Origin of the sequence: Saccharopolyspora phatthalungensis (genome assembly GCF_014203395.1) — a bacterium.
GTDB classification, from domain to species: domain Bacteria; phylum Actinomycetota; class Actinomycetes; order Mycobacteriales; family Pseudonocardiaceae; genus Saccharopolyspora; species Saccharopolyspora phatthalungensis.
Genome location: NZ_JACHIW010000001.1, coordinates 4,083,009 through 4,096,175, shown reverse-complemented (window position 1 = coordinate 4,096,175; position 13,167 = coordinate 4,083,009). Strand labels below are relative to the sequence as shown.

The following is a 13,167-nucleotide window of genomic DNA, read 5'->3' as shown; positions in this document are numbered from 1 at the left end:
GCTCCCACAGGTGGCTTCGCGGGCACAGATGATCTTGTCGGCCCCGCAGGCCCGCGCGATGCGGTGACTGCTGTCCACCCGGATGGCGCGTTGACCGGCTGAGTGCGGGGCGGCAACATCGCTAGCACCGCTTCTACTTCGGCGACGGGCGTTCCGTCGCTTTCTCCGGGAGGGCGGACTCGTCGCCTGGGCGGGTCCGGCCTCCCGATCTTTATGTGCGGGAGCGCAGCCGATCGACATCAGTGGGACGGACGGCCTGGTCAGAGCCGGCCGGTGCGATGCGTCGCTATCAGCGGCCCAATGCGCTCAAGAGCTGCGAACACGGGAGTAAGTTCCGTCACACCAAGAACTTCTGTTGCCAGCGTCGTAGTTCTTCGTCTGTGGCTCCGTGGGAGCGAAGCCAGCCCTGGGCCCCGTCTTCGTGGTCGGCGAAGGCGTCCAGGACGCTCTCGATCGCTTCCGTCGGCGTCGACATGAGGTCCCGGACCATTTCCTCGTCCACGCCTGGCGGCAGTTCAGGGGCCACGTTCAGGCGTTGCAGAACCCGGAACATATTCCGGTCGGTGCGCACGTAGTCGGCCATGATGGCGTCTCGGCGCACGCCGACGGCGCTCAGCAGCATCGCCGAAACCACTCCCGTGCGGTCCTTGCCTGCGGCGCAGTGGATCAGGATCGGGCCATCGGCCTCCAGGACGAGGCGGAATACCTCGACCAGCGTCTTCGGCGCGCCCTGGAGGATCGACTGGTAGAGCGCGGTCAGCTCGTGGGCGGCGTCGTCAAGTTCGACATCCGCTTCCTGAACTTCCTCCAGCAGCCGCACGCGGTGCACCGTGGCGACCGCCGTGAGCGGGTGCTCCCGGTCACCGGTTTCCACCGAATTTCGCAGATCCAGCACGGCTGCCGGCGGCCACCGGGGCATGTCCTGCGGACAGCGGTCGCCGGTATGCGGAGCGTCACCGCGGTACACCACGCCCGGTCTCGTCACCGCTCCGTTTCCGGCGGGCTGACCGCCCAGGTCGCGAACGTTGACCAGCGCATCGAGAGGATTCCTCGTCGGCAAAACGACCTCCGTGGCTCGGGCACCGCGTCCGGGGTGCGGCGACAGGTCCAGCCGCCAGGCTCGCAGGTGTGATTCCGCGCCACCAGAGCCGGTCGAGTGCCACCCCGTGCCGGGTGGCGATTCGTCACACCTGGGGCACCCCTGTGGACGCGCTGATCTACCGCGCGGTTGTATTGGGCATCGCGTAACCCGAACGCGCGCAAAGGAGCCGCGACGTGACCACCAAGTTCGATTTCACCGAGGTGCTCGCCCTCGGCCCCGACCACACCGACTACCGCCTGGTGACCACCGAAGGCATCAGGGTCGTCGAGGCGGTCGGGCGACGCTTCCTCGAAGTCGAGCCGACCACGCTCACCGCCCTGGCAACCGAGGCGATCAAGGACATCCAGCACCTGCTGCGCCCGTCCCACCTGGCGCAACTGCGCGCGATCATCGACGACCCGGAGGCCAGCGCGAACGACCGGTTCGTGGCCACCGACCTGCTGCGCAACGCGTGCGTGTCCGCCGGCGGCGTGCTGCCGATGTGCCAGGACACCGGCACCGCGATCGTCATCGGCAAGCGCGCCGAGACCGTGCTCACCGGCGGGCGCGATGAGGAGGCGCTGGCCCGGGGCATCTTCGACGCCTACCAAGACCTCAACCTGCGGTACTCCCAGATGGCGCCGCTGAACTTCTGGGACGAGCGCAACACCGGCAGCAACCTACCCGCGCAGATCGAGCTGTACAACAAGCCCGGCACCGACCCGAGCTACGAGTTCCTGTTCCTGGCCAAGGGCGGCGGCAGCGCGAACAAGACGTTCCTGTACCAGGAGACCAAGGCGCTGTTGAACCCGTCGCGGCTCGGCCGGTTCCTGGAGGAGAAGCTGCGCTCGCTGGGCACCGCGGCCTGCCCGCCCTACCACCTGGCGATCGTGGTCGGCGGCATGTCCGCCGAGTTCAACCTCAAGGTCGCCAAGCTGGCCTCCGCCCGCTACCTCGACGAACTGCCACGGGAAGGTTCGGCCTCCGGGCACGCCCTGCGCGATGTCGAAATGGAGCGGCAGGTGCTGGAGATGACCCGGCAGTTCGGCATCGGCGCACAGTTCGGCGGCAAGTACTTCTGCCACGACGTGCGGGTCATCCGGCTACCCCGGCACGGCGCATCGCTGCCGGTGGGTGTCGCGGTGTCGTGCTCGGCGGACCGCCAGGCCAAGGCGAAGATCACCCCGGAGGGCGTGTTCCTGGAGCAGTTGGAGCGCGACCCGGCCCGCTACCTGCCGGACGTGGAAGACGAGCAGCTTTCCGACGAGGTCGTCAAGATCGACCTGAACCGGCCGATGGCTGAGATCCGCGCGGAACTGTCCAGGCTGCCGGTCAAGACCCGGGTGTCGTTGACCGGTCCGCTGGTGGTGGCGCGCGACATCGCGCACGCCAAGATCGCCGAGCGGCTCGACGCCGGTGAAGCGATGCCCGACTACCTGCGCGATCACCCGGTGTACTACGCGGGCCCGGCCAAGACCCCGGAGGGCTACGCCTCCGGCTCCTTCGGCCCCACCACCGCCGGTCGCATGGACGCCTATGTCGAGCAGTTCCAAGCAGCGGGCGGCTCGCTGGTAATGCTGGCCAAGGGCAACCGGTCGGCGAAGGTGACCGAATCCTGCCACCACCACGGCGGCTTCTACCTCGGTTCCATCGGCGGTCCCGCCGCTCGGCTGGCCCAGGACTGCATTCGAAAGGTCGAGGTCCTGGAATACCCCGAGCTCGGCATGGAAGCAGTGTGGCGCATCGAGGTCGAGGACTTCCCCGCGTTCGTCGTGGTCGACGACAAGGGCAACGACTTCTTCGCCAACGCCACCAAGCCAACCCTGCAGATTTCCCTTGGCCGTTGAATGGTGGTTCTCCCGCAGGCGCCCCACCTCCTGCGGGAGAACCGGTCTTTAGGTTGTCACTGAACGGTTTCGTGCGACGGGAAGGAAGCGCAGCGTTTCCGCCGTCAGCTGTCAGCGAGGCACCTTGACGTCCCGTTGTTCCAGCACGACCTTCCGCGCCTCAAGCGGCGCGTCCAGACGCACCGCCACCGGCGGGTAGCGCAGGTCCATGGTGCAAATTCCCGGTGGCTCAGGGGTTTCCTCGACGAACACGACCTTGACATGGTCCGCGGTCTGCTCGCCGAGTTCGGCGTGTACCTTGCTGCAGCCGCCTTCCTGACCGGTGGCCACGACGACAGCGCCGTCGTCCTGGGTCCAGACCTTCGTCGGATAGCCCTTGGGCAGCATCGACGCGTCCACCGAGGCCTCGGTGACCGGGACACGTTCCTGTTCCGATTTCGGCTGCACCGGGCCGGGCGGCACCGGTGGCTGGCCGCCGAAGCCGACTTCGTTGGTTGGCTGTTGGGCGCAGGCTGCCAACGCTAGGAGCAGAGCCCCCGCACCCGCTGTGGTGTGTAGGCGTCTCATGCTCTAGGGACGGATTGGCTGGAGCGGTCGGTTGCGCGAAATCCGCATCAGACCAATCCACATCTTTCCCGTATTTCGGAACCGCCAGTGGTCGGGGGCCGGTGCGTGGTTTGGTCGGGCCGGGTGTAGTGCTTGGCGATGCGCGGTGCTTGACGGGCCTTCGCAGCCGAACGGTCCACTGAGGACAGTGGGGTCAGCCGGTCGCCCGCGACGCTGACGGTCAGCAGCGGCTGGCGCAGTTCCAGCAGTGCCGTCTCGTAGTCGGTCGCCGAGCCGTTCAGGCGGTAACGGCCGGTGCGGGCCTGCCGCGCCCAGTCCTGCATCAGGTCGACCGCCTGACAGCCACCGAAGCCGAACCGCTGGCCGGGCCAGTAACCGAACAACGCCGACATCATCGCCACCAGCTGGGTCCCGAACAGACCAGTTCCGGACAGGACAGGGTTGCCCGCTCGGTCCGCGCATCAGCGCAGCCGGCGCGGCCCGGCATCCAATGCCGCAGGCGAGGCCCCGATGCCGACCCTGGCGCCGGTGACCACTGCCCCCGACGGAGAGGCCAGCACGGGTTGTAATGCGAGAGCGCGCACCTCCGGCAGGTCCTCTGCCAGCGTCGCCACCCGCAGCACGAGGTCCTCCAGCGCCGCGAGATCGGCCGGTTCGGTGCCCCGGTACCCGGCCAACAGTGGAGCGGCCCGGGGCGCCCGCACCAGTGCGGAAACATCCACATCGGACAGCGGGAGCGCCCGGTATGCCTTGTCACCGAGCAATTCGCTGGCCACACCGGAAAGTCCGAACGAGACCAGCGTGCCGAAGGACGGGTCCTCGGTCAGATCGATGACGCACGACGTTCCGCGCGCGGCCATGCACTGCACGTAAACCTCGTCGAGCCCGGAGACCTGCCGGATACCGGCGTATGCGGACCGCACGGCCTGGGCGCTACCCAGGTCGAGACGGACGCCCACCAGGTCGGTGCGGTGCCGCAGTTGATCGCTCGCCGACTTCAGCACCACCGGATAGCCCAGTTCCGCGGCCGCTTCAACCGCCGCATCGACCCCGGTCACCAGCCGGAAAGGCACGATGTCGATGCCGTAGCAACCGAGCAGCCCCACCACCTGCTCGTCGCTGAGGCCCGTGACGCCGGCCGCCAGCCAGCCGTTGACCAGCGACCTCGCCCGATCCTCGTCGATCTCCGAGGGGCGCACGAAGTGCCCCTTCGGCGCGGCGCGCCACTGCGCGTACCGGGTCACCCTCGCGAGCGCCAGCACCGAGCGCTCCGGGCTTGGGTAGGAGGGCACCGATCCTTTGCCGGTCATGCCGTCCGGACCCGGCACCACGAGTTCGTCGGGCACACCTTCGGCAGCCAGGAACGTGGTCACCACCGGTTTCGAACGTGCGATGTCGGCGTCCTGTAAAGCCTCCCGTAAGGCCCGTGCGTAGGCGGTGCCCGGAACCGCCACCGGCGGGGCGAACACGGTCACCAAAGCGTTGACGTCCGAGCGCAGGGCGGCGTCGCGGACCGCGGCTGCGAACTCCTCCGGCCCCGCCGACGCGCCCACGTCGACCGGATCGCAGGCCAGCTTCAGCTGCTGGGCCTGCGCCACATCGGCGGCGATCATGCCCAGTGCCGAGGAGTTGCCCACGATCGCCACACGATCGCCCTGCGGCAACGGCTGGTGCGCCAGCAGCAGGGCGGCGTCGAACATCTGCGCAACGGACTCGACCCGGATGACGCCGGACTGCTCGAACAACGCCTGCACGCTGGTCTCGTCGATTTGCACCGAGGTGGCCGCTAGGCCAGGGCGCACCGCGTTGCGTCCGGACTTCACCACCACGACCGGCTTCCTGCGCGCCAGCCGCCGGGCCACCCGGCCGAACTTTCGCGGATTGCCGAACGACTCCAGGTAAAGCAGCACCACGTCGGTCGCCGGGTCGGTCTGCCAGTACTGCAACAGGTCGTTGCCGGAGACGTCGGCACGGTTGCCCGCCGAGACGAACGTCGACAGCCCCAGGCCACGCTCGGTGGCGGTGGCCAGGATCGCCACCCCAAGTGCGCCGGATTGGCAGAAGAACCCGGTGCGGCCGCGACCGGGCAGTTGCGGGGCCAGGCTGGCGTTCAGCCGGAACTCCGGATCGGTGTTGACCACTCCCAGCGCGTTGGGGCCGACCACGCGCATGCCGTGCACGCGCGCCGCCCGCACCATCTCGCGCTCCACCTCGCGACCGTCCGGGCCGATCTCGCTGAACCCGGAACTGACGATGACCAGGGTCTTCACCCCCTTGGCCAGGCAGTCGTCGAGCACCCCGATGACGCTGGCGGCCGGGATCGCCACCACCGCCAGGTCGACCTCGTCGGGGATGTCGAGCACCGAGGGGTAAGCGCGCACTCCGCGCACCGAGCGGTGCTCCGGGTTCACCGGGTAGACCGGGCCGGTGAAGTCCGCGGTCAGCAGGTTGGTGAGCACCGCGTGGCCGATCTTGGCGTGATCGGTGGAGGCCCCGATCACCGCAACCGACCGCGGCCGCAGCAGGTTGTGCACGCTGCGGGCCTCGGCGCCCTGCTCGCGAGCGCGGGCCACGGCCACTGACTCCTCGGTGGGATCGATGTCGAATTCCAGGTGCAGGACGCCTTCTTCTATGGCGCGGCTCACCTGATAACCGGCGTCCCGGAACACCCGCACCATCATCGAGTTCTCGGCGAGCACCTCGGCCACGAAGCGCCGCAGCCCCCGCTCCCGCGCCGCGGCGGCCAAGTGCTCCAGCAGGATCGACCCGAGGCCGCGTCCCTGGTGCTGGTCCTGCACCACGAACGCCACCTCGGCCGAGTCCTGCTCGCCGAGCCGGTCGTAGCGGCCGACCGCGACGATGTCATCACCGAGCAGCGCCACCAGCGCCACGCGGTCGAAGTAATCGACGCGGGTGAAACGCTCCACGTCCCGCTGCGGCATCCGCGGGTACGGGCCGAAGTAGCGGTAGTACCGGGTCCGGTCGCTGAGCCGCCCGTGGAACACGACGAGCTTCTCGGCGTCGGCTTCGGTAATCGGCCGTAAATGCACGGTGCCGCCGTCGGAAAGCACCACGTCGGCTTCCCATCGCCGGGGGTAGTCTGCTTGCGACTGTGTTTGCTCCGCGCCCTGCATCACTCCGTCCACTTCGGACTCCTCAGTCGCGGCTGTCGACCGGGTCGAGACCATGCAACGGAAACACCGCGTGCCGGGTATTACGAATCGAGGTGTCCACTGCGGACGCCGTGACCCCGGTCCACGGCTGGAAAGCGGGGTCGGCGCCGTCGGTCATCGAGGTCGGCAGCGGCACGTTGTCGGCGACCCGCACGGTGTGCGCGATCCAGTCCCCCGGGATGGTCGTCGCCGGGTCGAGGTCGCGGTCCAGCAGCGTCGCCAATAGGTGCGTCCAGGCGCGCGGCACCACCCGGAACAGCGAGTAGCCACCGCCACCCAGGGCCAGCCATTTGCCGCCCGCGTAGCTCTCGGCCAGCGCCCGCAGGTTCTGGTATGTCGCGCGCTGCCCGTCGACGCTCACCGACAGGTCCGCGAGCGGATCCTCCCGGTGCGCGTCCGCGCCACACTGCGTCACCAACACCTGCGGCCGGAACGCGTCGAGCACCGACGGCACCACCGCGTGGAAGGCGCGCCGCCAGTCGGCATCTCCGGTCCCCGGCGGCAACGGGATGTTGATCGCGGTGCCGTCGGCGGCGCCGGAGCCGACCTCGGTGGAGAACCCGGTTCCCGGCCACAGGGTGAGCGGGTGCTGGTGCAGCGAGATGGTCATGACCCGCGGGTCGTCGTAGAACGCCGCCTGCACCCCGTCGCCGTGGTGCACGTCGATGTCGAGGTAGGCGATGCGCTCCACGCCCTGCTCGAGCATCCACCCGATGGCCACCGAGCAGTCGTTGTAGATGCAGAACCCCGCCGCGTGATCGGCCATCGCGTGGTGCAGCCCACCGGCGATGTTGACCGCCCGGTCCGCTTTGCCCGACACGATCTGCTCGGCCGCCCGGATCGAAGCGCCCGCTATCAACGCCGCCGCGTCATGCATCCGGTCGAAGATCGGGTTGTCCTCGGTGCCCAGCCCGTGACCGACCTCCGAACCCACGAATGGCGCGGAACGCACCGCTGCCAGGTACTCGGCCGTGTGCACCCGCTCCAAGTCCGCATCCGCGGCCGGTTCTGGTTTGATCACCTCGACGCCGTCGAGGACGCCGAGCGAGCGGGCCAACCGCATGGTCAGCTCCAACCGGATGGGATGCAGCGGGTGGTGGCCACCAAGGTCGTAGTCGAGCACCGAGTCGTCCCACACCACTGCGCACTGAGAACCCATGCCCCGGACGCTACCTGTCCTGTGTCGCCGAACACAGCACACAATGTGCATGATCGCGTTGCACAGCAGGGCTAATCGCGTCCCCGGCGGGCACCGCGGTCGCCTACTAGACCACGGGCTCTCCGATTTTCGCGCCACCGAATATGCGACGTCGGCCACGAGCAGCTACTGGCCGGCGCCCGCCCCGGCGGATCGATCTCTCATCCGGCCTCCGATCCGGTCGCGGCCGGTCGGGCCGGATCCGCCGACCAGTTCGACCACGATCCCGGGTACAGCACCGCCGGGTGCTGCCGGTCGGTCACACCCGCGTGTTCCAACGCGAGCAGGACCGAGCAGGCTGTCACGCCCGACCCGCAGTACGCCCCGACCTGGCCGACGGCGTCGACGCCGAGGTCAGCGAAGTGCTTCGCCAGTTCCTCCGGGCTACGCCATCGGCCGGAGGCCGCCACGTGCGCACTGAACGGCGCGTTCAACGCTCCAGGGATGTGCCCGGGCCTCGGATCCACCGGCTCGACGTCTCCCCGATAGCGTTCCGGTGCACGGGCGTCCAGCAGGATGCCCTCGCGTGCGAGCCGAGCGGCGGAGTCCGCATCCACGACCGGCATCGAGCCCGGCCGGACGCGGAAATCGCCCTCGGCCGGGTTCGGTCGGTCCGTCGTGATGGTGCGCTCCTCGGCCACCCAGGCCGCGTAGCCGCCGTCGAGCACAGCCACCGACTCGTGCCCGGCCCAACGAAGCAACCACCACGCTCGGGCCGCGACCGAGCCGTTGTCCGCGTCGTAGACGACCACCGGCCGGTCACCGTCGACGCCCGCCCGGCGCAGCACCGCTTCGAGGTCGCCGGGGTCAGGCAGCGGGTGGCGCCCCGCCGGACCCGGTTCGGCGGCCAGGTCGGTGTCCAGATCGACGTACACCGCGCCCGGCAGGTGTCCCCTCTCGAAATCCTCCCGGCCCGGTGGCCCCAGCAGCGACCACCGGACGTCCAGGAGGGTCGGGGGCGGTGCCTCCCACAACGCGGACGTGAGATCATCGGTACTGATCAAAGGATGCATGACGGCCCTTTCGTAGCCCGGCGACGAAGCCTGTCGGAAATCCTGGAAGTCAACTCCCTGACCACTGACCGCTGTCGCCCGGTGCGACTAGCATCGTGGTTGGGACTGAATGGGGAGCCGACGTGAACGATCTCATCGATACCACTGAGATGTACCTCCGCACCATCTACGACCTCGAAGAAGAGGGCGTGGTTCCGCTCCGGGCCCGAATCGCCGAACGGTTGGAGCAGAGCGGCCCCACGGTGAGCCAGACGGTCGCCCGCATGGAACGCGACGGACTGCTGACCGTCGCCGAGGATCGCCACCTTGAGCTCACCAAGGCCGGCCGCGCCCGCGCGATAAGCGTGATGCGCAAGCACCGCCTCGCCGAACGGCTTCTCGTCGACGTGATCGGTCTCGAATGGGAGCACGTCCACAATGAAGCGTGCCGATGGGAGCACGTGATGAGCGAAGCCGTCGAGCGCAAGCTCGTCAAGCTGCTCGGTGGTCCCACGACCTCGCCCTACGGCAACCCGATTCCGGGGCTCGACGAACTCGGCGTGGACCACGTCGAGGTACCGGCCGACGGCGACCTACAGCGGGTCGACGAGATCGCCCGCAACGGCGGGGGACGTGCCGTCATCCGCCGCATCGCCGAGCACGTCCAACTCGATCCCGACCTGATGACGGAACTGAAGCAAGTCGGCGTCGTGCCGGGCAACGAGGTGGAGATCATGTCTGTGGTCGGGCCGAACAAGCCGATCGAGGTCCGCGGCGACAACGGCAGCACCGAGCTGTCGGTCGGCATCGCGCACGCCGTCATGGTGCGCGCCAAGTGAGCGCGGCCAACCGAGCGGCGGCGTTGTTCGCCGACGAGCACGGCGGCGCCGCGAGCGCGGTCTGGTCCGCGCCTGGACGGGTGAACGTGATCGGGGAGCACACCGACTACAACGACGGGTTCGTGCTCCCCATTGCCCTGCCCCACCGTACTGCCGTCGCGATTCGTCCCCGTCCCGACAGGTTGTTTTCCGTCGCCACCCTCGGCAGCGACGGACGGCTGCACCGCAGTCCCGCCGTGACCACCGAGGAACTGAGCCCCGGCAACCCCAGCGGCTGGGCCGCCTACCCGGCGGGCGTCGCTTGGGCCCTGCGTGAAGCCGGGTTCACGCTCGGTGGCGCCGACCTGGTGGTGGTCGGCGAGGTACCGACCGGCGCCGGGCTGTCGTCCTCGCACGCCCTGGAATGCGCGGTGGCGTTGGCGCTGCTGGACACCGTGCACCAGGCCCCAGGCGAGCCGGACGCACTCAGCCTTGGCGAGATCGCACGGCTGGTGCAACGGGCGGAAAACGACTTCGCCGGGGCGCCGACCGGCCTGCTCGACCAGACCGCGTCGCTGGCCTGCACCGCGGCGCACGCGCTGTTCTTCGACGTCCGCTCCGGCGAGTCCGAGCAGATCCCGTTCGATCCCCGCAGCGTCGGCTTGGAGCTGCTGGTGATCGACACCCGCGTGAAGCACTCGCACAGCGAGTCCGGTTACGGGCAACGGCGGCAGGGCTGCGAACGCGCGGCGGACCTGCTGGAGCTGAAAGCACTTCGCGACGTGGCCATCGGTGACCTTGCGGCGACCCTGCCTAACCTTCCGGAGGAACTCCGGCCGCTGGTCCGGCACGTGGTCACCGAGAACGACCGGGTGTTGACCACTGTGGACGAGCTCCGCGCCGGGCGGTACGCCGAGATCGGCCCTTTGCTGACGGCCTCGCACGCAAGCCTCCGCGACGACTACCGGGTTTCCGCACCCGAACTGGACCTCGCGGTGGACAGCGCGCTGGAGGCCGGTGCGCTGGGCGCCCGGATGATCGGCGGCGGCTTCGGGGGTTCGGCGATCGCGCTGGTGCCCGTTGCCGACCGGCCCGACATCGAGCGCGCCGTCCGGAGCGCGTTCGAGCGCCAGCACCTCACGGCACCCCGGTTGTTCACAGCGGTACCCTCCGCCGGTGCGGGGCGGGACCTGTGACCACCACCGGGCAACCGCTGCCGCCCGCCGGTTGACGGCGCCCGAAGTAGATCTACCACGGAAGGCAGTACGCAGGTGAAGCTCCTCGTCACAGGCGGTGCAGGCTACGTCGGAAGCGTGTGCGCGGCACGCTTGGTCGAGGCCGGTCACGAGGTCGTCGTGGTCGACGACCTGTCCACCGGTCACGCCGACGCGATCCCGGACGGCTGCAAGTTCATCCAAGCGGACATCGCGGCGGCGGCGAGCGGCCTGCTCGCCGAGTCGTTCGAGGGAGTGCTGCATTTCGCGGCCAAGTCGCTGGTCGGCGAATCCATGCAGGACCCGCAGAAGTACTGGCAGGGCAACGTGGTCACCTCGCTGCGGCTGCTGGACGCGATGCGCGAACACGGCACGCGGCGGCTGGTGTTCTCGTCCACCGCCGCGACCTACGGTGAGCCGGCGGTCACGCCGATCACGGAGGACACCGCGACGCGTCCGACGAATACCTACGGCGCGACGAAGCTGGCGATCGACCACGCGATCACGTCCTACGCCGACGCCCACGGCATCGGCGCGGTCAGCCTGCGGTACTTCAACGTTGCCGGCGCACACGGGGCGTTCGGCGAGCGGCACACGGTCGAGACGCATCTCATCCCGATCGTGCTGCAGGTGGCTCTCGGCCAGCGAGAGCAGGTACAGATCTTCGGCGAGGACTGGCCCACCGCCGACGGCACCTGCATCCGGGACTACATCCACGTCACCGACCTGGCCGACGCCCACTTGCTGGCGCTGGCCAACGCCGCCCCCGGTCGGCACCGGATCTACAACCTCGGCAACGGCACCGGCTTCTCGGTCAGGCAGGTGATCGACACCTGCCGCAAGGTGACCGGCCACCCCATTCCGGCGAACGTGGCGCCGCGACGGGCCGGTGACCCGGCAACTCTGGTTGCTTCGAGTCAACGCGCGCGGGAGGAACTGGGCTGGGCGCCGGAGCGTGCCGACCTTGAGGTCATCGTGCGGGACGCTTGGGATTTCACTCGGCTGCGCCAGGAATCCTGAACGTCGCGCGGGTATTTCGGTCATCTCGTCGTACTTCATCACCAAGCTCCGTCCTCTTCGAGCATGATCCGGGCGTCGTCGGCGGCATCGCGGGCGATGACCGCCAGTTCGGTCGGTGGGATACCGGCGTCGATGGTCTGCCGGAGCAGGAGCCCGAGCCGATGGTCCGGCTGGGCCCGCTCGATGCGATCCAGCACGACGCCGGCCAGCGCTCCATCCCCACGCAGGTAGGCGGAGAACGCCAGTAGCGCGGCGACCTCCGCCAACTCCGGGTCGGGCGCTTTGCGGACCAGGGTCAGCCAGAGCTCCTCGGCTGCCCTGGCCGTATCGCCCAGGGCGGTGCCCAACACGATGTCGCGCACCCTGGTGTCGGCAACCGCGAGCAGCACGCGCAGCAGGTCGTCCTCGGTCAGCGCGGCACCGCTGCCGGTGCGTTCGATCGCCGCGAAGACGGTCCGCACGTCGCGGGCGACCTTGCCCGGGTCGTAGCCCTCCATGAGTTCCTCGGTCAGCAAGTCCAGCTTCGCCGACCAACGGGCCACGGTCTCGGCGGACTCGGGTCCGACCAGGGTCCGCAGTTCCTCTCGGCTGCCGAAGGTCACCACGCCGGCCGCGGCCATCGCCGCCGCCATCGCCGAACCGTGCGGGTCGGCCATGGCACCAGAGCACTCAGGGTCGGCGTAGCACACCCACTCGGCGCCGGCCCGGATCTCCGGGACCCACAGCGCGTGGGCGGTCACGATCCCGGCGCGATGGAACGCGTCGCTGACCACGTCGATCAGGTCGGCGTGCGGCGGTCCGGTATCGCATCCGTCCACAGTGGAAAGTGTTGGTGGATCTTGACAGCTGCCGTCGCAGACGTCACGGCAGGCGTCGCCACTCGGTTTCTCGCCGACGACGACCAGGACCACGGCTTCGGCTTGTTGTCTGCCCAGCGGGCCGGCGAGCAAGTGCTCACCGAAGCCGCAAACCCGCATCCTACAAGGCAGATCGGTGCGCAGCGTCACGCCGAACTGCGGCGTACCTGCCAGGTCGTGCAAGGTGAGCACGACCAGCGAGTGCATCGGATGGAACCCAAGCATGTGCGGCACGGCGGCGAGAACGTCGGCGGGTTCGGTCAGCGAGATGGTGGTGTTGAGTCGCGTTGTCATGACGCAAACGATCGACGCCGAACCGCGTCGGCGAAAGCACCTTTTCAAAATCTCTTGACAAGCCCGTCTGCTGTGGACAATTCAGTCGAAAAGAACGACAAAATCC

At 68.9% G+C, this 13,167-nt stretch carries 11 protein-coding genes; 4 read left to right on the top strand and 7 right to left on the bottom strand.

Annotated elements, in window-relative coordinates; genetic code table 11:
- Positions 1 to 337: 337 nt before the first annotated feature.
- A complete protein-coding gene (locus tag BJ970_RS18825) occupies positions 338 to 1,060 on the bottom strand; it encodes a tyrosine-protein phosphatase (RefSeq protein WP_184727455.1) in 723 nt (240 codons plus the stop codon).
- Positions 1,061 to 1,275: 215 nt separating this feature from the next.
- Between BJ970_RS18825 and BJ970_RS18820 the strand changes: the two genes are divergently transcribed.
- Positions 1,276 to 2,928, top strand: a complete 1,653-nt coding sequence (locus tag BJ970_RS18820) for a fumarate hydratase (RefSeq protein WP_184727454.1) — start codon at positions 1,276 to 1,278, stop codon at positions 2,926 to 2,928.
- 111 nt (positions 2,929 to 3,039) lie between these two features.
- On the opposite strand, the gene BJ970_RS18815 is transcribed toward BJ970_RS18820, so the two are convergent.
- The 5 genes from BJ970_RS18815 to BJ970_RS18795 all read right to left on the bottom strand — a co-directional run bounded on the left by BJ970_RS18815 (position 3,040) and on the right by BJ970_RS18795 (position 8,879).
- Positions 3,040 to 3,495: a hypothetical protein gene (locus BJ970_RS18815; protein ID WP_184727453.1), complete on the bottom strand. Its 456-nt coding sequence runs from the start codon at positions 3,493 to 3,495 to the stop codon at positions 3,040 to 3,042.
- Between the two features lie 47 nt (positions 3,496 to 3,542).
- The gene (locus tag BJ970_RS18810) at positions 3,543 to 3,896 is read right to left on the bottom strand and encodes a hypothetical protein (protein WP_184727452.1); all 354 of its coding nucleotides are present in this window, start codon (positions 3,894 to 3,896) and stop codon (positions 3,543 to 3,545) included.
- A 60-nt stretch (positions 3,897 to 3,956) separates the two neighbouring features.
- A complete protein-coding gene (locus BJ970_RS18805) occupies positions 3,957 to 6,629 on the bottom strand; it encodes a bifunctional acetate--CoA ligase family protein/GNAT family N-acetyltransferase (RefSeq protein WP_184729208.1) in 2,673 nt (890 codons plus the stop codon).
- 22 nt (positions 6,630 to 6,651) lie between these two features.
- Positions 6,652 to 7,827, bottom strand: coding sequence for an acetoin utilization protein AcuC (locus BJ970_RS18800; RefSeq protein ID WP_184727451.1), 1,176 nt, complete (start codon positions 7,825 to 7,827; stop codon positions 6,652 to 6,654).
- A 200-nt stretch (positions 7,828 to 8,027) separates the two neighbouring features.
- On the bottom strand, positions 8,028 to 8,879 hold the full coding sequence (locus tag BJ970_RS18795) for a sulfurtransferase (RefSeq protein ID WP_184727450.1): 852 nt from the start codon (positions 8,877 to 8,879) through the stop codon (positions 8,028 to 8,030).
- Between the two features lie 122 nt (positions 8,880 to 9,001).
- On the opposite strand from BJ970_RS18795, the gene BJ970_RS18790 reads away from it, so the two are divergent.
- The 3 genes from BJ970_RS18790 to galE all read left to right on the top strand — a co-directional run bounded on the left by BJ970_RS18790 (position 9,002) and on the right by galE (position 11,910).
- Positions 9,002 to 9,697, top strand: coding sequence for an iron-dependent transcriptional repressor DtxR (locus BJ970_RS18790; RefSeq protein WP_184727449.1), 696 nt, complete (start codon positions 9,002 to 9,004; stop codon positions 9,695 to 9,697).
- A complete protein-coding gene (galK, locus tag BJ970_RS18785) occupies positions 9,694 to 10,872 on the top strand; it encodes a galactokinase (protein WP_184727448.1) in 1,179 nt (392 codons plus the stop codon). Before BJ970_RS18790 ends, galK begins: the two co-directional genes overlap by 4 nt.
- A gap of 75 nt (positions 10,873 to 10,947) precedes the next feature.
- Positions 10,948 to 11,910, top strand: coding sequence for a UDP-glucose 4-epimerase GalE (gene galE, locus BJ970_RS18780; RefSeq protein WP_184727447.1), 963 nt, complete (start codon positions 10,948 to 10,950; stop codon positions 11,908 to 11,910).
- Positions 11,911 to 11,948: 38 nt separating this feature from the next.
- Here the strand turns inward: galE and BJ970_RS18775 are convergent, their stop codons facing one another.
- Positions 11,949 to 13,061, bottom strand: coding sequence for a DUF4192 domain-containing protein (locus BJ970_RS18775; RefSeq protein ID WP_184727446.1), 1,113 nt, complete (start codon positions 13,059 to 13,061; stop codon positions 11,949 to 11,951).
- Positions 13,062 to 13,167: the final 106 nt, after the last annotated feature.